Origin of the sequence: Micromonospora coriariae, assembly GCF_900091455.1 — a bacterium.
GTDB lineage: Bacteria > Actinomycetota > Actinomycetes > Mycobacteriales > Micromonosporaceae > Micromonospora > Micromonospora coriariae.
On the sequence record NZ_LT607412.1, the window covers coordinates 6,880,238 to 6,904,401 of the forward strand.

Genomic DNA, 24,164 nt, shown 5'->3' on the forward strand with positions numbered 1-24,164 from the left:
ATCCGTTGTCGCGTAAGCGATTCGTAAGGCGGCACAGCGGGTCAGGGGGCCTGCGGCGGGCCTAGCGTCCCCGGTATGCACCCAACCATCGACGTGGTTCTGCCGTGTCTGGACGAGGCGGCCGCCCTGCCCGCGGTACTCACCGGGCTGCCCCCCGGCTACCGGGCCATCGTGGTCGACAACGGCTCCACCGACCGGTCACCCGAGGTCGCGGCCGAGTACGGCGCCCGGGTCGTCCACGAGCCGAGACGCGGGTACGGCGCCGCCGTACACACCGGCCTGCTGGCGACAGACGCGGAACTGGTGTGCGTACTCGACGCGGACGGCTCGTTCGACCCGGCCGAGCTGCCGAGGCTCGTCGCGGCCGTGCTCGACGGCCGGGCGGAGCTCGCGGTCGGGCGTCGTCGACCGGTCTCGGCACACGTCTGGCCGTGGCACGCCCGGGCCGGTAACGCGCTGGTGGCCGCACTGCTGCGGCGCCGGGGCGTACCGGTGTACGACATCAGCCCGATGCGGGTGGCCCGCCGGGTGGCTCTGCTGCGGCTCGGTGTCACCGACCGCGCGTTCGGCTACCCCCTGGAACTGCTGCTACGCGCGGCTGAGGCGGGCTGGCGGATCCACGAGTTGAACGTCGCGTACGCACCACGGGCCGCGGGCACCAGATCGAAGGTCTCCGGTTCGGTCCGGGGCACGTTGCGGGCGACCCGGGACTTCGCCGGGGTGCTGCGTGCCGGCGTCGGCGGTGCCCGGTGAACGTGCTGCTCGTGGTCGCGAAGGCACCGGTCCCGGGGCTGGTCAAGACGCGCCTGTGCCCGCCGGTCGACCCCACGCAGGCGGCCCGTGTCGCGGCGGCGGCACTGCTGGACACCCTCGCGGCGGTGGACGCCACCGCATCGACCATCCCCGTGCTGGCGTACACCGGGCGGTTCGCCGATGCCGAGTACGGCGCGGAACTGACCGCTGCGCTGGCTGGCTGGCACCTGATTCCACAGCGCGGCGACACGTTCGCCGACCGCCTCAGCAATGCGCACATCGACACCGGGGCGGCGTTTCCCGGCCGACCGGTGCTGCAGATCGGCATGGACACCCCGCAGATCCGGCCAGCCGTGCTCACCGCCGCGCTGGGGCGGCTCGCCGAGCACGACGCGGTGTTGGGACCGGCGTTGGACGGCGGCTGGTGGGCGCTCGGGCTACGTGATCCGGCGTACGCGAGCGTGCTCCGCCGAGTGCCCATGTCGACCGGCGACACCAGCCGACACACCCTGGCCGGTCTTCGCGGGCGCGGACTACACCCGGCGATGCTGCCCGTCCTGCGTGATGTCGATGACTGGCCGACGGCCCTGGCAGTCGCGGCCGACCTGCCCGCAAGCCGGTTCGCTGATGCCGTCGGATCGTTGGTCGGCTCGCTGGTGAGTGGAGGGCGACAGTGAGTTCGACTGTCACTTTCGGCGGCTTCGATGTCGTACTGTGCGGACTCGACGGGTGGCCCGCCGACCACGACGAGTCCGGCCCGCCGGTCACCCCGTCGGCCCCGGCCCGGCTCGAACACTGGCTTGTGCACTCCGACGGGCGACGCGACCCATTGCCGGTACGGCGCTGGCACGGCGCACCGGAGCCGGCGATCGAGTCCGTCGTCGCCCGGTGCACCGGGCCGACGATCGACCTCGGCTGCGGGCCTGGCCGGCTGACGATGGCACTCGCCCAGCGGGGCCTCGCCGCGCTGGGGGTGGACATCTCCGCCGAGGCGGTGCGGCTGACCTGGGACCGGGGCGTGGTAGCCCTGCGACGCGACGTCTTCGAACCACTTCCCGGCGAGGGGAGGTGGGCGCACGCCGTGCTCGTCGACGGCAACATCGGCATCGGCGGCGACCCGGTTCGACTGCTGCGCCGGTGCGGCGCCCTGATCGCGGCGGACGGAACGCTGGTGGTCGAGGTGGACCCACCGGGAGCCGGGCTGTGGCAGGGACAGGCGTACGTCCTGTCCGGATCATCCGGCGACGGGGGACGACAGGGACCGGCGTTCCGATGGGCGCGGGTCGGGGCGGAGGCGGTGGCGCGTACCGCAGTCGCTGCCGGCCTGCGGGTCGCGGACAGTTTCCGGTCCGGTCCACGCTGGTTCGCCGAGTTGGTGCGCTCATGATCCGCCGGCCACGGCTGCCCGCCCCCGGAGACTTCACCGCGCCGTCGCACTCGCCGCTGGTGGCCGCCCGGCTCGGCCTCTGGCTCGGGGTGGCATTCGGGCTGTGCTTCGTCACCGGGCTGCTCAGCCACTACATCCAGCACCCGCCGGGCTGGTTCACCTGGCCGACCCGACCGGTCAACCTCTACCGGATCACCCAGGGTGTGCACGTGCTGTCCGGGGTCGCGGCGATCCCGTTGCTGCTGGCCAAACTGTGGAGCGTCTACCCCCGGCTGTTCGCCCGTCCGCCCCTGCGCCAGCTGAGCCGGCTGCTCGCACACGCGCTCGAGCGGATCTGCGTCCTGGTCCTGGTCTGCGCCGCGTTCTTCGAGCTCGTCACGGGACTGTTCAACGTCGCTCAGTCGTACCCGTGGGGGTTCTTCTTTCCGGCGGCGCACTACGCGGTCGCCTGGCTGGCGGTGGGCGCGCTGCTGGTCCACATCGCGGTGAAACTCCCGGTCGCCCACCCGGCGTTGACCACGCGGCTGAGTCAGGCGGACACGGCTGGGGTCGTGGCGCCGGGGCCCGACGACCGGGACATGTCCGCGCGCCGGGCGTTCCTGCGCACGTCGGCCGGCGTCGCCGGCGTCGCCGTGCTGGCGACTGCCGGGGTCACCGTGCCGTGGCTGCGTCGAGTGTCTCCGCTGGCCTGGCGGACCGGTGCCGGGCCGCAGGGCATGCCGATCAACCGTACGGCCGATGCCGCGGGCATCGTCGTACCACCCGACTGGCGACTGGCGATCGTCTGGCCGGGCGGGCGACACACCCTGTCCCTGGCCGAGTTGGCAGCCCTGCCGCAACGCACGGCGGAACTGCCGATCGCCTGCGTCGAGGGGTGGAGCGCCTCCGCGCGGTGGACCGGGGTGCCCATCGTCGACCTACTCCGGCGAGCCGGCGCGCCGACCAGCCGGCCGGTTCGGATCTCGTCACTGGAGACCAACGGCCTGTACGCCAGGAGCACTCTCCCGGCGACCCACGCCGGTGATCCGCTGACTCTGCTCGCACTAAGGATCAACGACGAGGAACTGTCCCCCGACCACGGTTACCCCTGCCGTCTCATCGCACCGAGCCGCCCGGGCGTCCTCCAGACCAAGTGGGTGGCCCGGCTGGAGGTACTGACGTGAGGACCGTCCGACTGCTTCTGCTCCTGGTCGGCGCCTCGGCGGCGACGTACGGCGGTTGGCTGCTCCTCCCCCAGCTCGGCACCGTCCTGCCGTGGCTGATCGGCGGCCCGCTGCTGCACGACGCCCTGGTGGCACCGCTGGTCGGACTGGTCGGACTGGTGCTGGGCCGGCTGGTGACCGACCGGGTCCGCCTGGCGTGGATCACCGCGGGCCTGGTGGCGAGCGCGACGTTGCTGCTGATCGCGGTGCCGCTCCTGTGGCGACCGCCATCAGCACCCCCGAACCCGGGCCTGCCGGACCGCAACTATCCGCTGGGACTCACTGCCGGACTGGCCGCTCTCTGGGCCGTCATCGTGATCGTTCTGGTCGTCGTCACAGCGGTCAACCGGCGCGCGACGGATCGGACAGCCGACCGTCCCTGAGTCAACGCCACGCGCTCACATCTCTGCCACAAAGGAGAAGTACACATGTCCCATCAGCCGCGGATCGGCGTGATCGGCGGATCCGGCTTCTACGAGTTCCTCGACGACGTCACCGAGATCACGCTCGATACTCCGTACGGACCACCCAGCCACTCACTGTCCATCGGGACGCTCGCCGGCCGGCCGGTGGCGTTCCTACCCCGCCACGGACGCCATCACGTCCTGCCCCCGCACCGCATCAACTACCGGGCGAACCTGTGGGCGCTGCGAACGGTCGGCGTCCGTCGGGTGCTCGCCCCGGGTGCCGTCGGCGCCCTGCGACCGGAGTTGGGCCCCGGGACCCTCGTCGTACCGAACCAACTGGTCGACCGGACCAGCGGGCGCATCCAGACCTACTACGACGGGGAGCCACCCGCGGACGGGCAGCTGCCCCAGGTGGTGCACGTCCCGTTCGCCGACCCGTACTGTCCGCTCGGACGCGCGACGGTGCTCGGCGCCGCCCGGTCCGCCGGGTGGCAGCCGGTCGACGGCGGAACCATGGTCGTCATCGAGGGGCCCCGGTTCTCCACCCGTGCCGAATCCCGCTGGTACGCCGAACAGGGCTGGTCCGTCGTCGGCATGACCGGCCACCCCGAGGCGGTACTCGCCCGCGAGCTGGCACTCTGTTATACCCCGCTGTCACTCGTGACCGATCTCGACTCCGGCGTCGAGGTCGGCGACGGCGTGACCCAGCAGGAGGTGTTCACGGTCTTCGCACACAACATCGACCGCCTACGCGACCTGCTCACCGACGTGGTCACGACCTTGCCGCAAGACCAAGGCGACTGCCCGTGCGGACAGGCTCTGGCGGGTACGAAGACCGGCATCGTGCTTCCCTGACCGGGCTGCCGGCACCGCGGCAGCCGCAGCCGCGATCAGCGATGGCCCCACAGACCACGGTCAGGGCTGGTATTGGCTGCGGGTGCGGGGCAGCCACTGAGGGTGTTGGTCGCGCAGGTAGCGGATCAGTGCCTCGCGTAGGTCGCAGCGCAGGTCCCAGGCGCTGGCGCCGTCCGCGGCGGAGGCCTGCACCTGGATGACCACGGTCTGCGGCGTGGCGTCGACCATCTGCAGCACCCACTGGTCTCGATCCCACAGCGGTGAGGACTCGACCAGTCGGCGTGCTTCCCGGCGCAGGTCGTCCAGGTCGGCGGTGTGGTCGACATGAATCTGGATCTTGCCGACCACCCGGGACTCGTTGCGGGTCCAGTTCTGGAACGGCCGCTCGGTGAAGTACGTGGTCGGCAGGATGAGCATCCGCTCGTCCCAGAGCCGGATCACCACGTTGGTCAGCTTCACCTCCTCGACCCGGCCCCATTCGCCGTCGACCACCAGCACGTCGCCGACGTGCAGTCCGTCGGCGAAGGCGACCTGGATGCCGGCGAACGCGTTGCCGAGCGCGGTTCGGGCGGACAGGCCGATCACCGCGCCGACCACTCCGGCCGAGGTCAGCACGGAGATGCCGAAGAGGCGTACCGGGGGAAAGGTGGTCAGGATCAGGCCGATCGAGACGATCGTGACCACGGCGGCGGTGAGCCGCCGTACGGGGCGGATCTGGGTCCGGGCCCGGCGGACCCGCCGGCTGGTGACCAGATCGGGCGGCAGTCGGCTGAACGCGACCGCTTCGGCGACGTGCAACGCTCTGATCACCAGCCACGCGCCGAGGGCGATCAGGGCCAGCAGGATGGCATGGCGTAGATAACGCTGCCAGCCGGCGGGCCCCAACGGCAGCGCGTAGTACAGCGCCCCGGCCAGCAGGACCGCCGCCGCCGGGCGGCGGCAGGCGTGCCGCAGCGGCTCGAGCAGCCACTTGTAGCGGCCCCGCGCACCCCGGCGGATCAGCACGCCGAAGGTCAGGTCCACGACCACGGCCGCCGCCAGCGCGGCCAACACGATCAACACGGTACGCATCAGAAACCGTTCACCGTGATCCCAATGCCGCCTTAGCTCAGGTGCCTGCCCAGTCCACCTGCCAGAGTGCCATCCGGCCCGGTGCCAGAGGGTGGAACATCGGCAAACGGTCGCTGAACGGGCCTGCGTCAGCCGCCCGGCGGAGGCTTCCCGGTTGCCGCCTTGCCGATTTGGAAGATGCCGAACGGTCGTCGGGCACCTGATCCAGGCCCATGATGACCGCGTCCGGGTCCCACTTGGCCAGCAGGGACAATGCGTTGGGCACCTCGACGGCGTATCGCAGTTCGCCGTCGACGTAGACGCCGCCGAGGGAGAGTGGGGCGCCCGCCTCGGTGCGGGCCAGCCCCTCCATCGCGGCGAGCTTGGTGGGCTGGTACTCCCCGACGAAGTGCGCGGCCCAGTCGCCGACCACCACCTGCACCGGAGAGAGCAGTGCGGCGACGGTGAACGGGATGGCGAAGCCGAGCCGGTGGTAGCGATCCCGGCGGCCGCGCAACAGGGCCACCGCATAGACGCTGGCGATGCCGAAGCCGGTCACCATGAACGCCGCCACGATCATGTGCACGGTCTGCGGCGGCGTCGCGGGGTTGAACATCGCCTCCCACGGCCGGACGTCGGTCACCTCACCCGAAACCAGGTCACGATGTGCCACCCCAGTGACAGCGCCATCTGTACCCGCGCCGCGCAACAGCCCGACGAGGGATGAGCCGATCAGAAATCAGGAGACGTAATGAAGAGCATTCGCGGATCCGTTCCAGCAGCGGGCGCCTGTGAAGCCGCGTGGGTCACGACTGGCCCAGGTTGGTGACCAGGTTGACGGCGACGGCCAGGATGCCAGTTCCGAAGGTGTACGAGAGCAGCGCGTGCCCGAGCGCCATCCGGCGCATGGGGTCGCTGGTCGGTTCGTTCTCGCCCGGGGCGTAGGACATGCCGACCGTGAAGGCGATGTACGCGAAGTCGGCGTACGCCGGTCGGTATTCCCGCCTGAAGTCGATGCCGCCGCCATCGTCGCGGTAGTACAGCCGGGCGTACTTCAACGCGAAGACCGTATTCACCAGCGCCCACGCCAGGACCACAGCGACGACGCTGAGAATCACCAGCGTGAGAGCCACCCAGTCCTGCTGGTTCGAGCTGCGGACAAGCGCCTCGGCCACGGCGGCGAGGCTGATACCGGATGCGATCAGGATCGCCGAATCGGTGGAACGGGAGTGCTGCTCGGCCTCGGCAAGCTGCTCCGTACGCTGTGGGCTCGCCGGCCAGCAGGCCCGCCACACCCAGACCAGGATCGTGCCCGCCGCGATCGTCCAGATCACCAGCGGCGTCAACTCCGGTGCCCCGACCAGCGCCGTGGCCGTCCCGGCGACGACACCGGCGGCCAGCGACCACAGGGCACGCCTGACCGACAGCAGCCGTCCCCGCGCCGGTCGTCCCGATTGCTGCTCCACGCGTTCAGGGTTCCGGCTTGAGCGGGTCGCGCAGGGCAAACCCGGAGCGATCACCGGATCGGGCTGTCAATCCCCCTGGAATCGTGAAGGCTCCGAGACCGACCTGGTCAAACTCGCCATCACCCGCAAGACGCTGCTCACCCTCAACGGCCTCGCGTCCCGCCCCGGTCCGGTCAACTGTCAGAACTCCTGCGGCAACTGGTCGACAAGGTCTCCGTACTCCTTCGCGCTGATTCGACTCACGAAGGGCACGGGACCTAGCTCGTCTGCGTGCAACTCGGTGACAGTGAGGTTCGAACTCCTGCCCGCCATACGCGCTCCTGTGATCGGGACAGTCGTTCGGCCGGGGCCCACCAATCGAATGTCTTCCCAGTTCGGTGGCGGGGCAGGGTCAGCTCAGTAGGGCAGCTCCACGCCGAGCCGCCGGGCGAACTCCCGGTGGGCGGCGGTGATGGCGTCGAGCCAGCGGGCGAACATCTCGTCGGCCCGCAGGAAGCGCGCCAGCACCACGTCGAAGACCTCTCGATCGACGTGGTAGACCTCGACCACGTCCGGCTGGGCGGCGAGCGCCTCCTCGATCAGGTCGTCGTCGACGAAGTCACCGCCGCTGTCCACCATGGACTTCACCGCATCGCCGAGGCCGACGATCCAGGCCAGGCCGTCGCGGGAACTGACGTCGAGCGCCGCGCAGAACTCCTCGCGACGCAGCGGCTCCCCCTCCGTGACGGGAAGAAAGGTCTCGGGTACGCGAGCGAACACCGCGGCCACCGGCGGTGTCCCGATGAGCTGGTGACCACGGTATTCGACATGTCGGCCCTCCTCGTTGACCCGGAGCGGCTGGATGCCGGACACCGCGTACGGGGGGAGCGCGGAGCTTGTCGACGAGTTCATGGCCAGGTGTCCTCCGTCGGACGTCGGTGGGTACTACCGGTGAATCCGGGGCATCGATGAGCATGCCCCGGATTCACCCTACGAGTGGTCAGCGACGCGCTGACCACCTGTCAGTTGGCCGGGAAGTGGATGGTGAACGGGATGTTCTGTTGCACGAGACAGTCCAGGAGGTCGTCCCACACCCCGAGGCTGTTGTAGGGGTTGTTCGGTGAGCCACCGCCGTGCGGCATGAAGTGCCAGTGGACGCCCACGACCTTCCTGGTCCCCATCCCCGGGTTGTCCGCCTGGATCTTCGCCTGGTTGGCCGGGTCCTTGTACCACCCGTCCTTCTTGCACTGCTCGATGTCCTCGTCCCGCATCGGGATGCCGGCCTTCACCTCGTGCAGTGTGAAGTTGCCGTTGGCGTCCTCCTCGGCGAAGTCCGGGTAGCGGCCACGGGCGTTCGCCGGGAGGTCGGGCAGGTCCGGCCTCTTGAGGTACAGCTTGTTGTCGCCGTGCCTACCGGTCTTGCCCAGCGACGTCATCAGGTCGACGAGCCGCTCCTCGGCCTGGGCCCACCGGTACACCCAGTCGACGTTGGGCCCGTGGACGTGGTTTGGCTTCTGGAACACCACCTCGTGCAACTTCTTCAGATCAGTGCGCGCACCGCGCAGCAGCCGGTCGAAGTTCGACTTGCTCACCCGCCCCGCCGACACCGCCGCCGTCAGTCCCTCGGGCTCGACGAGAGCCGCCCAGACCTCCGGCATGATCAGCTCGTAGGTGAGCTCCTTGACCGAGGACGGGATCTTGTCGTACTTGGCGACGAACCGGCCCACCTCGGCGAGGCGGTGCACGTACCGCTGGACGAACTTCGCGATCTTGGCGGGAATGGCGACCGCGTCACCCGCGTACGGAATCAGGCTGAGGACGCTGAAGCCGGCGCTGACCCAGTCGCCGCGGATCGCACCGGCGACCGCGTCCCGGATGTCGGTGATCGCCCCGACGATCCAGCCGTACACCGGGATGAAGCTCAGGGCGGCGGAGCAGATGTTGCCCGCGAGCCAGGCCATCGAGTCCCGCATCGCGAACTCGCCGGCGACCAGGCCGAGCGCGAAGTCGGCGACGTACGTCCACTTGCTGATCTGCTCGTCCGGGCGGGCCGGGTCCAGGTCCTGGGACTCCGCGTTGGCGACCTCGTAGTCGTCACGCAGACCGTCGCCGTCGGTGTCCTGGCTGAGGGAACTGCTGCCCCACTCGAGTTCGGTGCCGTCCGACAGACCGTCACCGTCGGTGTCCGGGTTGTTGGGGTTGGTGCCGTCGTCCTCCTCGACGATGTCCGGTGCGCCGTCGCCGTCAGTGTCGAGGTCGGTGGGCACGGGGACGATCGGCGGCACGTCGCCGGGCGCGGGCGGGGCGCGGGGCTGGTCGGCGACCAGTGGGTTGCTGCCCTGGGCGACCTCGGTGCCGTCCTTGACGCCGTCGCCGTCGGTGTCCGGGTTGGTGGGCGAGGTGCCGAGGTCCTGTTCCTGGAGGTTGGTCAGGCCGTCGTTGTCGACGTCCTCGGCGCCGTCGGCGACCGAGTCCCCGTCGGTGTCGGCCTTGTTCGGCGCGGTCCAACTGGCCAGCTCGGTGATTTCGAACTTGTCGGTCAGACCGTCGCCGTCGGTGTCGACCAGCAGCGGGCTGGCGCCGAGGCGCAACTCCACCACGTCGACCACGCCGTCGTTGTCGTGGTCGCCGGCGTAGGTGATGCCCAGCCGGGCCAGCACGTTGAAGCCGTTCGCCCAGGCTCGGCCGGCCTCGATCGTCGCCGGCACCGGGTTGGCCTTGACCAGCATCTCGTCGGCCTTGGCGAGATTGACCTTCGCCGCCTCGAGATCTGCGAACGCCTCGGTCAGTCCCACCGGGGCGGGCGCAGGGGGCGGGCTGGCCCGGAACGGGCCGATGGTCACCTCGGCGTCCTGGATCGCCGCGTCGGCCAACAGCCGGGCACCGCTGAGGGTCTCCACCAGAGCGCGCACGTGCGCCTGCTCGGCCTCACCGTTCGGCGGGCTCGCGCCGGTCAGCCGGCTCTTGAGGAACGACTCCAAGTGCTTCAGGTTCTCGAACGCGACCTCGCCGTCAGCGGCGTTCTTGAGCCGCGCGCCGTCGAAGTACCGGCTCTCGACGTCGGCGAGCACCGGGGCGAGCCGGCTGTCGCCGAGCCCGCCCTCCACGTACGGGCTGAGCGCCTGGCAGGACTCCGTGACGTAGACCTTCGCGTCCCGGGTGTACTCGGCGGTGGGGATCTTTGCGACCTCCACCTGCCACAGCGGCTTCTCGGCTGCCGTCGCCTCCGCACCGAACAGCGCCACCTGCGCCACGACAGCGGTCGTCACCGCCGCAGCCAGGGTCCTTCTTCGTAACCGTCCGCGCACAGACTTTCCCCGTCCGTCAGGTGTGGACATGACGACCGGAGCGTAGCGACGCTTTTCTATGTCATGGGCCCCCCTCAACTCGCGGGTGTCAACGTTTGTCGACGTCTGTCACGGAAGGACGGAGCTTGCGAATCAGCTCAGGGCCCAGCAGCGGCGTGAACCGCTGTACCCACCGGTAAAGGGTGACGTGATCAACCTCCACGCCGCGGACGGCCCGGCTTCCTCGCATCGACGCTGGCCACGCCCTGGATCGGCCGCGCCGACCACGGCCACTTTTTTCAGGTTTCGAACTTAGCCATGTTTTGTTACGCGGCCGTTATTGACGTGACCGCCGCCACTTCGGTTGACTGCGACGGAACCGCTTCCGCAACCGGTTCCGAAACACCGCCTCACCCCTTCGACCCGGGAGCGTGACGTGCCGATCACCATCGCCGATGTCGCCGTCCGCGCAGGGGTGAGCAAGACGACGGTCTCCCGGGTGCTCAACGGCAAGGGCGAGGTGCGCGTCGGCACCGCCGACCGGGTCCGCGCGGTCATCAACGCCCTCGGGTACGTGCCGAGCGCCCGGGCGGTCGGCCTGGCCCGCGGCAGTACCCGGGTGGTCGGCATGCTGGTGCCCGCCCTGACCTGGCCCTGGATGGGCGAGGTGCTCCAGGGCGCTGCCGACGTGGTCGAGGCCGAGGGGTACGGCATGCTGCTGTTCACCTGCACCCACGGCGACGAGTCGATGCGGCGGTTCGCCTCCCAGGTCTCCGCGAAGTCCTTCGACGGCCTGCTCGTGGTCGAGCCGGAGGGCACCCTCGACTACATCACCGAGCTGCACGAGGGCGGCCTGCCGGTCATCCTCATCGACGACCGCGGCCACCAGCCCGGCTTCCCGTCGGTGCGCACCACCAACGAGTCCGGCGCGCGAGCCGCGGCGGCGCACCTGCTGGCGCACGGGCGGAAGCGGCCGCTGGTCGTCACCGGCCTGCGCCGCTTCGGCTGCACCCGGGAGCGGCTGGCCGGCTTCGCGGGCGGCTATGCCGACGCCGGCCTGCCCATCGACAGCGCCCTCGTCGTGGAGGGCGACTTCACCTTCGAGTGCGGGCGGGTTGCGGTGGAACGCCTGCTCGCCGCCGGCGTGCCGTTCGACGCCGTCTTCGCGCACAACGACCTCTCCGCCGCCGGGGCGCTCCAGGCGCTGCGCGACGCCGGCCGGCGGGTCCCGGACGACGTGGCGGTGGTCGGCTTCGACGACCTGCCCCTGGCCGGGCACACCCACCCACCGCTGAGCTCGGTCCGTCAGCCGTTGCGGGAGATGGGGGCGGCCGCCGCCCGCACCCTGATCGCCCACCTCGCCGGCACGCCGCTGCCGGACACCCCGACCGTCATTCCCACCGACTTCACCGTGCGCGCCTCGACCGGCACCACCTGACCTCGCCACCGATGTAGCACCACCCGCACCGGCGGGCGCCCGCCCTCCGGTGGCAACACCGCACACCCTCCATCCACCACATCCCGCACGAGGACCGCGGGAGCACCGAGGGAGACCTCCATGAGAAGAAGGCAGTTCCTCGCCGTCGCGCTGGCCGGCGCGATGGCCACCGGCGTCGCCGCGTGCGGCGACAGCCCGAACGCGAACAAGAAGGACGGCCCTACGGCCACGGTGCTGAACGTCGGCATGCCGAACGGCCCGCAGGCCGAGAACAACAACCCGTTCCTCACCACGTCCGCCGCGGCCTCGCTGGGCTACCGCTGGCAGATCTTCGAGCCGCTGATGATGTGGAACCCGGTGAAGCCGGCCGACCCGTTCAAGCCGTGGCTGGCGACCAAGGCCGAGTGGTCGTCGGACTACACCTCGGTCAAGGTCACCATCCGGGACAACGCCACCTGGTCCGACGGGCAGAAGGTCACGGCCGAGGACGTCGCCTTCACGTACAACCTGGTCAAGAAGTACCCGGCGCTCAACGACCAGGGCGTGCCCTACACGGACGCGACCGCCAGCGGCAACGAGGTCACCATCAAGATGGCCAGCCCGCAGTTCGTGAACCAGCAGAAGGTGCTGTGGCGGGTGCCGATCGTGCCCAAGCACATCTGGGAGAAGATCAGCGACCCGACGACCGACACCGTCAAGCAGCCGGTCGGCAGCGGCCCGTACACCCTGAAGTCGTTCACCCCGGCCAGCATGACCCTGACGGTGCGCGACAGCGGCTACTGGCAGGACCTGCCGAAGGTCAAGGAGCTGCGCTACACGTCCTACACGGACAACAGCGCGCAGACCACCGCCCTGGCGAACGGCGAGTCGGAGTGGAGCTTCGTCTTCATCCCCAACTACCAGACCGTCTTCGTGGCCAAGGACCAGGAGCACCACAAGGTGTGGGCACCGGCGATCCTGGGCATCCACGGCCTCTACCTCAACACCACGAAGAAGCCGTTCGACGACCCCACGTTGCGCCGCGCCATGAACATGGTCATCGACCGCGCCGACATCTTCACCACGGCCGAGGCCGGCTACTTCCACCCGCAGGTGAAGAGCGTGACCGGCCTGCCCAGCCCGGCCGGTGACTCGTTCGTCGCGCCCGAGTTCAAGGGGCAGGAGCACAAGGTCGACGTCGAGGGCGCCAAGGCGCTGCTGACCGGCGCCGGCTACAAGCTCGAGGGCAACACCCTCAAGGACAAGACCGGCAAGGCCGTCACGCTGAAGCTGACCGACCCGGCCGGCTGGTCCGACTACCAGACCAGCCTGGAGATCGTGAAGGACAACCTGTCGAAGATCGGCATCGCCGCCACGATCGACAAGGCCAACCAGGACGCCTGGTTCCGCAACGTCGAGCAGGGCAACTTCGAGGCGACCTTCCGGTGGACCGAGGGCGGCGCCACGCCGTACGACATCTACCGGACGGTCATGGACGGCCGGCAGCTCAAGCCGGTCGGCACCGCCTCCCCCGCCGGCAACTTCGGCCGCTTCAACAACAAGGAGGCGACCGACGCCCTGGTCGCCTACGCGAACGCGACCGACGACGCGGCGCGCACCACCGCGATGAACACGCTGCAGAAGATCTTCGTCGACCAGATGCCGATGATCCCCGTCGGCGCGGACAACATCGGCGGCGCGTACAGCACGAAGAACTGGACCGGCTGGCCGGACGACTCGAACCCGTACGGCGCCATGCAGCCCACCCAGCCCAACGCGCTGGACGTGGTCCTGCACCTGGAGCCCGCGGGTAGCTGACCCCCGCACCGCCTCCCCGGTCGGCCCCAGCCGACCGGGGAGGCGGCACCCGATGTTCGTGACCCGCAATCCCAGACAGGAACTCGGCATGACGTTGAGCGAGAGCGTGGCGGCGCCGGCCGACGAGGTGGTGCTGGAGGCCGTCGGCCTGACCAAGCACTTCCCCGTCCGCAGGCGGCTGCGTGGCCTCTTCTCCCGGACGCCGGCAGTCGTGCACGCCGTCGACGACGTATCGTTCGCGCTGCGTCGCGGCCGGGTGACCGCGCTGGTCGGGGAGTCCGGCTCCGGCAAGTCCACTGTGGCCCGGCTGCTGGCCCAGATCTACCCCCGCACCGCCGGCGACCTGCGCCTGCACGGCACGTCGACCAGGGTGCGCGGCGGTCGTCCGTTCCGGTCGTACGTGCGGCGGGTCCAGCTGATCCTGCAGGACCCGTTCGCGTCGTTGAATCCGGTGCACACCGTCCGCTACCACCTCACCCGGTCGCTGCGGATCCACGGCAACGCCGGGCGCGGCGCCGAGGAACTGGAGGCGGCCCTTAGCAAGCTGCTCACCCGGGTCAGCCTCACCCCGCCCGAGCGCTACCTGGACGCCTTCCCGCACGAGCTCTCCGGCGGTCAGCGCCAGCGCGTCGCCATCGCCCGGGCGCTCGGCGCCGACCCGGAGGTGCTCCTCGCCGACGAGCCGGTCTCCATGCTCGACGTCTCGATCCGCCTCGGCGTGCTCAACCTGCTCCAGGACCTCAAGGAGCGGCTCAACATCGCCATCCTCTACATCACGCACGACATCGCCTCGGCCCGCTACTTCGCCGACGAGACGATCGTGATGTACGCGGGCCGGATGGTCGAGGGTGGCGACAGCGAGACCGTCACCCAGAACCCGGCCCATCCGTACACCCGGCTGCTCACCGATTCGGCGCCGGACCCCGACCGCATCACCGGCGACGGCGCCGGCGTCGACGCGGCCGCCGGGAACGACCGCGGTCAGGGCGAGCCGCCGAGCCTGATCACCCCGCCCGCCGGCTGCCGGTTCCACCCCCGGTGTCCGCACGCCATGCGGCGCTGCACGGTGGACCTGCCGCCACGGCTGACCATCGACGACCGGCCCGGCCACTGGGCGGCCTGCTGGCTCTACGACCCGGCCACCGTCGCCGCCGACAATCCCGGCTCCGCCGCGCCGGACGCCGATCCGGCCGTGCCACCGCCGCCGGCGGCGGTCGAGCGGGACGACACCGCCGCCCTGGGGGAGACACGATGAGATTCCTCCTGCAGCGCACGGCCTTCTACCTGTTCACCGCGTGGGCGGCCATCACGCTCAACTTCTTCATCCCGCGGCTGGTCCCGGGCGACCCGGTGCAGTCCCTCATCTCGCGCAACCAGGGCCGGATCAGCGCCGACGCCATCGAGTCGCTGCGCGTGCTGTTCGGCCTGGACGCGAACGAGAACGTCTGGGAGCAGTACCTGCACTACTGGGGACAGCTCCTGCACGGCGACCTGGGGCTGTCGTTCACCTTCTTCCCGGCGCCGGTGTCGACGGTGATCGGCGACAGCCTGCCGTGGACGGTCGCCCTGGTCGGCATCACCACGATCATCAGCTTCCTGCTCGGCACCGCGCTCGGCGTCGGCGCCGGCTGGCGGCGCGGCTCCTGGGTCGACGGCCTGCTGCCGGCCACCACGTTCCTGTCCTCGATCCCGTACTTCTGGCTGGGCCTCGTCGCCATCGCCCTGTTCGCCGGCCCGGGAAGCTTCTTCCCGTCCTCCGGCGGCTACGAGGCGGGCCTGGTGCCGGCGTTCGACCAGTACTTCATCCCGAGCGCGATCCAGCACAGCATCCTGCCCGCCGCCACCATCCTGGTCTCCTCGATGAGCGGGTGGATCCTGAGCATGCGCAACATGATGGTCACCGTCTCCTCGGAGGACTACATCACGGTCGCCCACGCGAAGGGGTTGTCCGAGCGCCGGGTCGCCCTGAGCTACGCGGCCCGCAACGCGCTGCTGCCCAACGTCTCAGGCTTCGCCCTGTCGCTCGGGTTCATCGTCGGCGGCACGCTGCTGGTGGAGATCGTCTTCTCCTATCCCGGGCTCGGCTACCAGCTCTTCCAGGCCGTTGGCGCCAAGGACTACCCGCTGATGCAGGGCATCTTCCTGATCATCACGATCTCCGTGCTGGTGGCGAACCTGCTCGCCGACGTCGCGTACCTGCTTCTCGACCCTCGGACCCGAAAGAGCTGAGCGATGACAATCTCACCGTCGAGCATCGAGCAGGTCATTCCCGGTCAGGGCGCGATGGCCCAGCCGTCGGCCGCGCCCGGCCGGGCCAAGCGGCGCCGGTTCCGGTTCATCGCCAACGCCAAGGCCGCCACGGGGCTGGCCATCCTGGGCATCTACTGCCTCTTCGCGGTGATCGGGCCGTGGGTCGCGCCGTACAACCCGGACGCGCGCAGCGGCGACGTGCTCCAGGCGCCGTCGCTGCGGCACTGGTTCGGCACCACCCACCTCGGTCAGGACATCTTCAGTCAGATCCTGGTCGGCGCGCGCAGCGTCATGGTGGTGGGACTGGTGGCCGGCGTGCTGGCGACGATCCTGTCCATCCTCATCGGCGTGACCGCCGGCTACATCGGCGGCGCGGCCGACGAGGGCCTGTCGGCCCTGTCCAACGTGTTCCTGGTGATTCCCGCGCTGCCGCTGATCATCATCGTGACGTCGATCGTCGAGCAGGCCAGCGACACGCTGGTCGCGCTCATCATCGGCTTCACCTCGTGGGCGTGGGGCGCCCGGGTGCTGCGGGCCCAGACATTGTCCCTGCGGCGCCGCGACTACGTCGAGGCAGCCCGGGCCACCGGCGAGCGGACGTGGCGCATCATCCTGTTCGAGGTCCTGCCCAACCTCACCGCGATCATCGCGTCCGGCTTCGTCGGCACCGTCATCTTCGCCGTCATGTCGGAGATCACCCTGGCCTTCATCGGCATCTCGTCGGTCTCGTCCTGGAACTGGGGCACCATCCTGTTCTGGGCCCAGGGCCAGCAGGCCCTCGCGCAGGGCGCCTGGTGGTGGTTCGTCCCGGCCGGGCTGGCCATCGCGGTGCTCGGCACCGCCCTCGCCCTGATCAACTTCGGCATCGACGAGTTCGTCAGCCCCCGGCTGCGCAGCGCCGGGAAAACCCGGATCCGCACCGCCGACGGTCGCAGCGTGCGGATGCGGGTCGGCTTCACCCCCGTGCTGGCCCCGCTCCCGTCCGTCCCGACGCCACGGGCTGCCACCACCCGAGAGGACGTTGTGCGATGAGCGATCCGGTGCTGGAGATCCGCGGACTGCGCGTCGACTACGGGCTCGGCGACGCGGCGGTGCACGCCGTCCGCGACGTCGACCTGACCCTGCACCGGGGCGAGGTGCTGGGGCTCGCCGGGGAGAGCGGCAGCGGCAAGTCCACCCTGGCGTACGGGCTGACCCGGCTGCTGCCGCCGCCCGGCGTGGTCAGCGGCGGCCAGGTCGTCTACCACCCGGTCGACGGCCCGCCGGTCGACGTGCTGACCCTCAGTCCCGCCCAGCTGCGACAGTTCCGCTGGGCGGAGACCTCCATCGTGTTCCAGGGCGCGATGAACTCGCTGAACCCGGTGCACAAGGTCTCCACCCAGCTGCTCGACGTGATCAAGGCGCACGAGCCGCGCAGCACTGCGGCGAGTCGGCTGGCCCGGGCCCGGGACCTGCTCCGCCTGGTCGGCATCGCCGCCGACCGGCTGGACAGCTACCCGCATCAGCTCTCCGGCGGGATGCGGCAGCGGGTCATGATCGCCATGGCGCTGGCGCTGGAGCCACAGGTGGTCATCATGGACGAGCCGACCACCGCGCTGGACGTGGTGATGCAGCGGCAGATCCTCGGCCAGCTCGCCGAGCTGCGCGAGCGGCTGGACTTCGCGGTGCTGTTCATCACCCACGACCTGTCGCTGCTTGTCGAGTTCTCCGACCGGATCGCCATCATGTACGGCGGCCGGATCGTCGAGGAGGCGCCCGCCGCGCAGTTGTACGGACGGGCCCTGCACCCGTACACCGAGGGGTTGCTGCACTCCTTCCCGGCGCTGCGCGGCCCGCGCCGCGAGCTGACCGGCATTCCCGGCTCCCCGCCGGACCTACGGGCCATGCCGCAGGGGTGCGCGTTCCACCCGCGCTGTCCGAAAGCGTTCGACCCGTGCGACAAGAAGGTGCCGGCACTGGGAGCGCCCGGCGGCGACCCGGGCCGGGCCGTCGCCTGCTGGCTGCACCCCGCCGCCACGCCGGTCCCCCACTGACCTGCCTCGTCCGACCGAACTACCCGCAACCGCGAGGAGAACCATGGACACCGACCTCACCCGCCCGACCACCACCGGGCAGGCCGACCCGATCGACACCCTCCCGCCGACTTTTCGGTGGGGGGTGGCGACCTCGTCGTACCAGATCGAGGGTGCGGTGGCCGAGGACGGCCGGACGCCGTCGATCTGGGACACCTTCTGCCGGGTCCCCGGGGCGGTGGCCAACGGCGACCACGGCGACGTGGCCTGCGACCACTACCACCGGATGCCGCAGGACGTCGCGCTCATCGCCGACCTGGGCCTGGACACCTACCGCTTCTCGGTGGCCTGGCCGCGGGTGCAGCCGGGCGGGCGCGGGCCGGCCAACCCGGCGGGGCTGGCCTTCTACGACCGGCTGGTGGACGAGCTGCTGGGCCGCGGGGTCGACCCGTGGGTGACGCTCTACCACTGGGATCTGCCTCAGGAGTTGGAGGACGCGGGCGGCTGGCCGAACCGGGACACCGCGTACCGGTTCGCCGACTATGCGGAGCTGGTCTTCGGCGCCCTCGGCGACCGGGTGAAGACCTGGACCACGCTGAACGAGCCGTGGTGCTCGGCGATGCTCGGGTACGCGTACGGCGACCACGCCCCGGGCCGGCGGAACCTGGGCGATGGGATCGCCGCGGCGCACCACCTGCTGCTCGGGCACGGGCTGGCGGTGCAGCGGCTGCGTGCGGCGGCGGCCACCCCGATCGAGCTTGGCCTGACGGTCAACCTGTCCACCGCCGACCCGGCCACCGACAGCGCGGTCGACCGGGACGCCGCCCGGGCCGCAGACGGGCTGGGCAACCGGCTCTACCTCGATCCGGTGTTCCGTGGCTCCTACCCGCAGGACGTGGTGGCCGACCTGGCCGCCGACGGGGTCCGCATCCCGGTGCAGGAGGGCGACCTGGAGGTCATCTCGGCCCCGATCGACGTGCTCGGCGTGAACTTCTACTTCGGGCAGGTCCACTCCGGGGTGGACGAGCAGGGCCGGGACCGGGACGAGCACGGCAAGCCGGTGCGCCGGGTGATCCGCCGGGACCTGCCGCGCACCGCGATGGACTGGGAGATCGTGCCGGAGTCCTTCACCGAGCTGCTGGTCCGGCTGCACCGGGACTACCCGGGCGTGCCGATGGTGATCACCGAGAACGGGGCGGCCTTCGACGACAAGCCGGACGCCGACGGGTTCGTGGCCGATGACGACCGGGTGGCGTACCTGACCGAGCACCTGCGGGCGGTGGCCCGGGCCCGGCAGGCCGGCGCGGACGTGCGCGGCTACTTCGCCTGGTCGCTGATGGACAACTTCGAGTGGGCGTACGGCTACGACAAGCGGTTCGGCATCGTCCGGGTGGACTACGACACCCAGCGGCGTACGCCGAAGCGCAGCGCGCTGTGGTACCGCGACACCGTGCGGCGGGTGCGCGGGGAGCGCTGACCCGGCCGCTGGGGATCTCCCGGGTCGGCGGCACTTTCGCCGCCGGCCCGGTGGCTCAGCGGGTCCGCGACCGGGGCCGCGGCGCCGTCAGCGCCGGCGTCAAGGTCACCCGGGCGGCCGGCTCGCGCGGCACGCCGCCGTCGCGCAGCAGCCGGGCCATCGGCAGCGTGGCCGCGCCCATCGCGACCGCGTCCGGTCCGAGCCGGCACAGCTCGATCGAGGTCTGGGCGTACGGCTGGCGCAGCGCGTGCCGCGCGGTGACCTCGCGGATCTGCGGCAGGTAGCGCTCGCCCAGGGCCAGGCCGGCCCAGCCGCCGAGCACCACCCGCTCGGGGTTGAACAGGTTCACCAGGTTCGCCACCCCGGCGCCGAGGTAGCCGACCGTCTCGTCGAGCACCTTGGCCGCGGTGCGGCTGGTGGCGCGCAGCAGTTCACCGAAGGCGGTCTCCTCGTCGCCGCCGGTCGCCGGGCGACCGCGGTTGGCCTGGCGGAACCGGTCGAGCACCCCTTCGGCCCCGACGTACGCCTCAAGGCAGCCGAGGTTGCCGCAGCGGCAGCGGCGGCCCCCGTACACGATTGTGGTGTGCCCCCACTCGCCGGCGCTGCTGTGCGCGCCGCGGTAGCCCACGCCGTTGGCCATCACGCAGGCCCCGACGCCGGAGCCGACCAGGGCGATGACCGCGTGCCGGACGTCGCGGCCTGCGCCGAACCACATCTCGGCCTGGCCGAGGGTCTTCGCGCCGTTGTCGATGTGCACCGGGATGTCGGTGCCGGCGCGCAGCATGGCGCCGAGTGGCACACCGTCCCAGCCGAGGGTCTGCGCGTGCACCACAGCGTCGGCGGCGCGCTCGACCGTGCCGGAGACGGCGACGCCGAAGCCGAGCACCGCCGCCGGGTCGATGCCGGCCTGCTCGATCACCGCGGTGAGACCGTGCAGCAGGTGGTCGGTGACCTGCCGGGGGTCGGGCTCGGCGCCGGCGATCGGGTACTCCGCCTTGGCGAGGGCGGTCATCGCCAGGTCGAAGAGTTCGACCTGCACCCGGGTCTCGCCGACGTCGGCTCCGACCAGATAGCCGTAGCCGGGGGCGACCCGCAGCAGCACCCGCGGGCGGCCGCCGTCGGACTCGACCAAGCCGGCCTCCTCGACCAGGCCCTCGGCGATCATCTCGCCGACCAGGTTGCTCACGCTGGCCAGGCTCAGCGCGGTGGACTGCCCCAGCTCGTGGCGGCTCAGCGGGCCGTCCAGCCAGATCCGGGTGAGCAGGACCGACCGGTTGGCACGACGCATGTCGCGCACGGTGGTGCGTCTGGCGTCCACGTCCGCCGCCATCCTCTCCCGGCCGCCCCGGCGGCCTGCTTCACGCCGTGAACCAAGTCCTGACAGATTACTGCGCAATAACATTTAACAAAATTGACTGCTAGCCTCCGGAGCATTGATAAGGAGGCATGTCATGCGACTTAGGCGTGGGTTGACCCGCCGGGCTCGGCGGCGTCGCGCGGCTCGCCGATTCCGCAAGACCGCCGCCGATCGCTCGGTGAGGACCACACTCGGATGATTCCCAGCCGCGCCAGCTGCTGTTGAAGACCGAGCGTCAGGGCTCGTCGAGGGCCAGCGCGCGGTCGGCGGCATAGAAAGACGTTCTGCGTGTCGATGCAGGACGTAGGAACGTCCCCCTGATGCGCTTGTCGGGCTTGGTGTCCCATCGCAGGAGGAGGACGTTCATGGGTAACGGTAGCGGTGTGTCCCGGGGTGATCGCAACCGCAACGCGCGGCTTGCTCGGCTGCGGGCGCTGGTGCCGGTGACCAACGCGATCGTGGGGATCGACTTGGCCGACGCGAAGCAGATGGTCGTAGTCACCGATCACGACTCGAAAGTGTTGGCCCGTAAGACATTCCGCTGCCGCGCCTGGAATCTCGGGGCAGCGTTGGACTGGGCCGCCGAGCGGGCCGCGGCGAAAGGGTGGGCGGGGGTGACGGTGGCGTGCGAGCCGACCGGGCACCGCTGGCGGGTCCTCGGTCAGCTCGCTGCGGACCGGGCGATGCCGTTCGTGTGCGTGCAGCCGATGCTGACCTCGTGGGCGCGGCGCAGCGAGGACCTGACCTCGGACAAAACCGATGAGAAGGACGCGGTGCTCATCGCTCGGCTGACCGCGCAGCTGCGCTGCTACGTGCCGGAGCCGATCGATGAGACCTGGGGCCGGCTGCGGCATCTGGGCGCCCGCCGCGAACAGCTCATCATCGAGATGGTCAGCCAGGTCCAGCAGATCCGCGCGCTGCTCGAGTGTGTCTGGCCCGCCGCGCTCGATACCGCCAAGCAGCCGTTTCGGTCCCGCACCTGGGCTGCAGCGATGACGGTGATCTGCCAGCGTGACGGCGGCAACCTCGCCCGCACCCGACGCCTCGGCGCGACCCGATTCGAGCAGGCCGTACGCCGTGAGATCACCCGCCGAGGCGGGTGCAAACCCTCGCTGCGCATCCTGCGGCACCTGTTCACCGCCTTGGCCGACCCCACCGGGGTGATCGCCCACCGGCCCGGTGCACTGGAGCGGGTCGCGTTCCTGCTGCAGGACTGGCACACCGCCACCGACAAACTCACCGACACCGAGACCCGGATGACCCGCGTCCTCGACGAGCTCAAGCTGACCGATCTGGCCACCTCCATCCCCGGCCTATCCGCGGTTGGCGCCGCGGCGATCCTCGCCGAGACCGGTGACCCGAACCGGTTCGCCACCGCCCGCGCCCTGGTCAAGCACGCCGGCCTCGCACCGCGGGAGAAACTGTCCGGCACGTTCGTCGGCCGCACCAAACTCACCGGCCAGGGCCGACCCGCGCTGCGTCTGGCCGCCTGGCGGGCAGTCTGGGGCGCCCAGCGCAGCAATGCCGTCTATGCCGCCCGCTACCAGCATTTGACCACCCGGGAGACCAACAAGCTCACGGCGACCCAAGCCCAGACCGTCATCGCCGCGGCGATCCTGCGCCAGTTGCACGCCGTCATCACCACCGGACGAGCGTGGAACGCCGACATCGCCACCTACGGCAGCCACCACCGCAGGCAGGTGGCTCTAGCCGCCTGATTCTTCGTCGCGGCGTTCAAGCTGACGGCCGGGGCGAGCCCTACGCGGCATTGAGACACGCACTGTGATCTCGCCTGTCATCATGGGCAGCCCCGGCCCGTCGTCTCATCAACCCGATTACACGCTGCTGGGGACCAACCCCATCACCGCTATGCAGGGACAGACGACGGCCGAGGCACCGACCAGAAGCTTGACCAAAACGACTTACGCTGATGACAGTACGTTCCGTTGTGGTCTGCGCGGCCGATGGGGCTTGCGTCTCGGGGGCGGTGGTGCATGAGGTTGCGCGAGTTCCTACGTCGGTGTGGTGGGTCTTGGGGCGACGGTGGGGATCGATGGAAGTCGGCGCAGTGCCCGGATGGCTAGTACGGCGAGCGGTACGCCTACCGCTAGGACGGCGACAACCTCCACGGAAGCGATCGCGGCGAGTGTTGTGCGCTGCGCCTGGTAGTTGTAGTCGGGCAGGGTTGCGGTTCGCTGGGCGAGCGTGGTTACGGCGAGCAGGGTCAGCGCCAGTGACCATGGCAGTGTGCGAGACGGATGACGGGATACTCGAACGGTCAGGTGGATCACCATGGCGGAGGTGACCGCCGCGCAGGACAGGCCCGGCCAGTCCAGGAGCCTCAGCGCCGGTGTGGTCGCCTGAATGGTGAACAGCGGCACGGGGACGAGGAGGATGCCGATCGGCAGCGCGAGGAGCCACGGGCGGCGCGGCACAGGTGGGGCGCCGTGGTGGAAGGCCGCCATCGCGAGTAGCAGGAAGACGTCGATGAGCAGCATCGCCCAGGGCGACACGGACAGCGGTACGTCACCGGTAGCTTGTTCCACGGCGGTGGTGATGACCGGAGGCACGATGGCGAGCAGAGCGACCGCTTGGGCCACGCGCCGGTGTCCGAGGACAAGCGCGAGGTAGGCCGGTAACCAGGCGTAGCCGGCGAGATTCCACGCGGTGTGCCAGATGTTCGACGGCGGGCTGAGTGGCCATTCCGGTGCAGGAGCCGGCAACAAGGCGATCTTCCCGGAGAGCCACAGTGTGACGGCGATGCTGGCGGTGACCATGACGGCGTGGGCCAGCATCGCCATCAGGGTCGCCAGTCGCACGGCTTGTCCCCACGCGTACGAGCGGGGTGGCGCGTCAGCCCCGCCGAGACGCAAACGAACGGCGAGGGACACGATGCTGGCGACCTCGGACAGGCTCGGCCGGCCGTAGTCCGTGACATACGCGGTGGTCTCGGCGTCGCCGGTGTCCATGCTGTCCAGGAAGGCGGCGACGATGTCGTCTTCCCATTCCTGCCGGTAGGCGGCGGGCAGCAGCCGAAGAACGAACCGGTAGCGCTCCTCCAGCCGGCTCACGACGGCGTCCCCGTGATCGGGTTCCGCCGCTCGCGCAAGCGGGTCGAGGCGAGGCGCGCGTTGGCGGCCAGCCGTTGAGCCTCTGCGTCGAGGGCGTCGCGGCCTTGTTCGGTCAACCGGTAGTACCGGCGTAACCGTCCTTGCCATGCCTCTTCGCGGTCCAGTTCGACCAGGCCATCGCCGACGAGTCGGTCCAAGACCCCGTACAAGGAGCCGATCTTCAGCTGTACGCGGCCCCGCGACAGTTCCGCCACCTCCGCGACGATCCCGTAGCCGTGGCGCGGAGCGTCGAGCAGCGCGGTGAGGATGAAGAAGGCTGGTTCCGTCATCGCCCGAGAACTCATCCACCCAATATAGTGGATGGCAAGATATATTG

22 protein-coding genes are annotated in these 24,164 nt (G+C 70.3%); 14 read left to right on the top strand and 8 right to left on the bottom strand.

Annotated features, from left to right (window positions below):
* Nucleotides 1-75: 75 nt before the first annotated feature.
* The 6 genes from GA0070607_RS31955 to GA0070607_RS31980 are packed head-to-tail and all read left to right on the top strand — an operon-like array spanning nucleotide 76 to nucleotide 4,604.
* On the top strand, nucleotides 76-753 hold the full coding sequence (locus GA0070607_RS31955) for a glycosyltransferase family 2 protein (protein WP_089021522.1): 678 nt from the start codon (nucleotides 76-78) through the stop codon (nucleotides 751-753).
* On the top strand, nucleotides 750-1,430 hold the full coding sequence (locus GA0070607_RS31960; protein WP_089021523.1) for a TIGR04282 family arsenosugar biosynthesis glycosyltransferase: 681 nt from the start codon (nucleotides 750-752) through the stop codon (nucleotides 1,428-1,430). The genes GA0070607_RS31955 and GA0070607_RS31960 overlap by 4 nt, the downstream gene beginning before the upstream one ends.
* Entirely contained in the window at nucleotides 1,427-2,140 is a 714-nt protein-coding gene (locus GA0070607_RS31965; protein WP_408630860.1) for a class I SAM-dependent methyltransferase, read from the top strand. Before GA0070607_RS31960 ends, GA0070607_RS31965 begins: the two co-directional genes overlap by 4 nt.
* Entirely contained in the window at nucleotides 2,137-3,303 is a 1,167-nt protein-coding gene (locus GA0070607_RS31970; protein WP_089021524.1) for a molybdopterin-dependent oxidoreductase, read from the top strand. Before GA0070607_RS31965 ends, GA0070607_RS31970 begins: the two co-directional genes overlap by 4 nt.
* Entirely contained in the window at nucleotides 3,300-3,725 is a 426-nt protein-coding gene (locus GA0070607_RS31975; RefSeq protein ID WP_089021525.1) for a hypothetical protein, read from the top strand. Before GA0070607_RS31970 ends, GA0070607_RS31975 begins: the two co-directional genes overlap by 4 nt.
* A 45-nt stretch (nucleotides 3,726-3,770) precedes the next feature.
* Entirely contained in the window at nucleotides 3,771-4,604 is an 834-nt protein-coding gene (locus tag GA0070607_RS31980) for an S-methyl-5'-thioadenosine phosphorylase (protein WP_089021526.1), read from the top strand.
* Nucleotides 4,605-4,664: 60 nt separating this feature from the next.
* Here GA0070607_RS31980 and GA0070607_RS31985 read toward each other — a convergent pair whose 3' ends face one another.
* The 5 genes from GA0070607_RS31985 to GA0070607_RS32005 all read right to left on the bottom strand — a co-directional run bounded on the left by GA0070607_RS31985 (nucleotide 4,665) and on the right by GA0070607_RS32005 (nucleotide 10,368).
* Nucleotides 4,665-5,675 carry a mechanosensitive ion channel family protein gene (locus GA0070607_RS31985; RefSeq protein ID WP_089021527.1) on the bottom strand — a complete coding sequence of 337 codons (1,011 nt, stop codon included), beginning with the start codon at nucleotides 5,673-5,675 and terminating at the stop codon, nucleotides 4,665-4,667.
* Between the two features lie 37 nt (nucleotides 5,676-5,712).
* Entirely contained in the window at nucleotides 5,713-6,327 is a 615-nt protein-coding gene (locus tag GA0070607_RS31990) for a cytochrome ubiquinol oxidase subunit I (protein ID WP_231930652.1), read from the bottom strand.
* 133 nt (nucleotides 6,328-6,460) lie between these two features.
* Nucleotides 6,461-7,120 (bottom strand): DUF1345 domain-containing protein, encoded by a 660-nt coding sequence (locus tag GA0070607_RS31995; RefSeq protein ID WP_231930656.1) that lies wholly within the window; start codon nucleotides 7,118-7,120, stop codon nucleotides 6,461-6,463.
* A 396-nt stretch (nucleotides 7,121-7,516) separates the two neighbouring features.
* The gene (locus tag GA0070607_RS32000) at nucleotides 7,517-8,011 is read right to left on the bottom strand and encodes a hypothetical protein (RefSeq protein WP_089021529.1); all 495 of its coding nucleotides are present in this window, start codon (nucleotides 8,009-8,011) and stop codon (nucleotides 7,517-7,519) included.
* Nucleotides 8,012-8,121: 110 nt separating this feature from the next.
* Complete coding sequence (locus tag GA0070607_RS32005; protein ID WP_089021530.1) at nucleotides 8,122-10,368, bottom strand: hypothetical protein; 2,247 nt, start codon at nucleotides 10,366-10,368, stop codon at nucleotides 8,122-8,124.
* A gap of 454 nt (nucleotides 10,369-10,822) precedes the next feature.
* Here GA0070607_RS32005 and GA0070607_RS32010 point away from each other — a divergent pair, with 454 nt between their 5' ends.
* From GA0070607_RS32010 to GA0070607_RS32040, 7 genes are all read left to right on the top strand, one after another.
* Entirely contained in the window at nucleotides 10,823-11,824 is a 1,002-nt protein-coding gene (locus GA0070607_RS32010; protein ID WP_089021531.1) for a LacI family DNA-binding transcriptional regulator, read from the top strand.
* Between the two features lie 120 nt (nucleotides 11,825-11,944).
* Nucleotides 11,945-13,621, top strand: a complete 1,677-nt coding sequence (locus GA0070607_RS32015) for an ABC transporter substrate-binding protein (protein ID WP_089021532.1) — start codon at nucleotides 11,945-11,947, stop codon at nucleotides 13,619-13,621.
* Between the two features lie 88 nt (nucleotides 13,622-13,709).
* Nucleotides 13,710-14,876, top strand: a complete 1,167-nt coding sequence (locus GA0070607_RS34250; RefSeq protein WP_089021533.1) for an ABC transporter ATP-binding protein — start codon at nucleotides 13,710-13,712, stop codon at nucleotides 14,874-14,876.
* On the top strand, nucleotides 14,873-15,850 hold the full coding sequence (locus GA0070607_RS32025) for an ABC transporter permease (protein ID WP_089021534.1): 978 nt from the start codon (nucleotides 14,873-14,875) through the stop codon (nucleotides 15,848-15,850). The genes GA0070607_RS34250 and GA0070607_RS32025 overlap by 4 nt, the downstream gene beginning before the upstream one ends.
* A gap of 3 nt (nucleotides 15,851-15,853) precedes the next feature.
* Nucleotides 15,854-16,903 (top strand): ABC transporter permease, encoded by a 1,050-nt coding sequence (locus GA0070607_RS32030; protein ID WP_172899143.1) that lies wholly within the window; start codon nucleotides 15,854-15,856, stop codon nucleotides 16,901-16,903.
* The gene (locus GA0070607_RS32035; protein ID WP_089021535.1) at nucleotides 16,900-17,904 is read left to right on the top strand and encodes an ABC transporter ATP-binding protein; all 1,005 of its coding nucleotides are present in this window, start codon (nucleotides 16,900-16,902) and stop codon (nucleotides 17,902-17,904) included. Before GA0070607_RS32030 ends, GA0070607_RS32035 begins: the two co-directional genes overlap by 4 nt.
* A 43-nt stretch (nucleotides 17,905-17,947) precedes the next feature.
* Nucleotides 17,948-19,360: a GH1 family beta-glucosidase gene (locus GA0070607_RS32040; protein WP_089021536.1), complete on the top strand. Its 1,413-nt coding sequence runs from the start codon at nucleotides 17,948-17,950 to the stop codon at nucleotides 19,358-19,360.
* A 55-nt stretch (nucleotides 19,361-19,415) separates the two neighbouring features.
* Here GA0070607_RS32040 and GA0070607_RS32045 read toward each other — a convergent pair whose 3' ends face one another.
* A complete protein-coding gene (locus tag GA0070607_RS32045; protein ID WP_089021537.1) occupies nucleotides 19,416-20,678 on the bottom strand; it encodes an ROK family transcriptional regulator in 1,263 nt (420 codons plus the stop codon).
* Nucleotides 20,679-21,082: 404 nt separating this feature from the next.
* On the opposite strand from GA0070607_RS32045, the gene GA0070607_RS32050 reads away from it, so the two are divergent.
* On the top strand, nucleotides 21,083-22,435 hold the full coding sequence (locus GA0070607_RS32050) for an IS110 family RNA-guided transposase (RefSeq protein WP_157743292.1): 1,353 nt from the start codon (nucleotides 21,083-21,085) through the stop codon (nucleotides 22,433-22,435).
* 294 nt (nucleotides 22,436-22,729) lie between these two features.
* On the opposite strand, the gene GA0070607_RS32055 is transcribed toward GA0070607_RS32050, so the two are convergent.
* Both GA0070607_RS32055 and GA0070607_RS32060 read right to left on the bottom strand, forming a co-directional pair.
* A complete protein-coding gene (locus tag GA0070607_RS32055) occupies nucleotides 22,730-23,788 on the bottom strand; it encodes a hypothetical protein (RefSeq protein ID WP_089021538.1) in 1,059 nt (352 codons plus the stop codon).
* On the bottom strand, nucleotides 23,785-24,132 hold the full coding sequence (locus GA0070607_RS32060) for a PadR family transcriptional regulator (RefSeq protein WP_231930659.1): 348 nt from the start codon (nucleotides 24,130-24,132) through the stop codon (nucleotides 23,785-23,787). The genes GA0070607_RS32055 and GA0070607_RS32060 overlap by 4 nt, the downstream gene beginning before the upstream one ends.
* Nucleotides 24,133-24,164 lie beyond the last annotated feature (32 nt).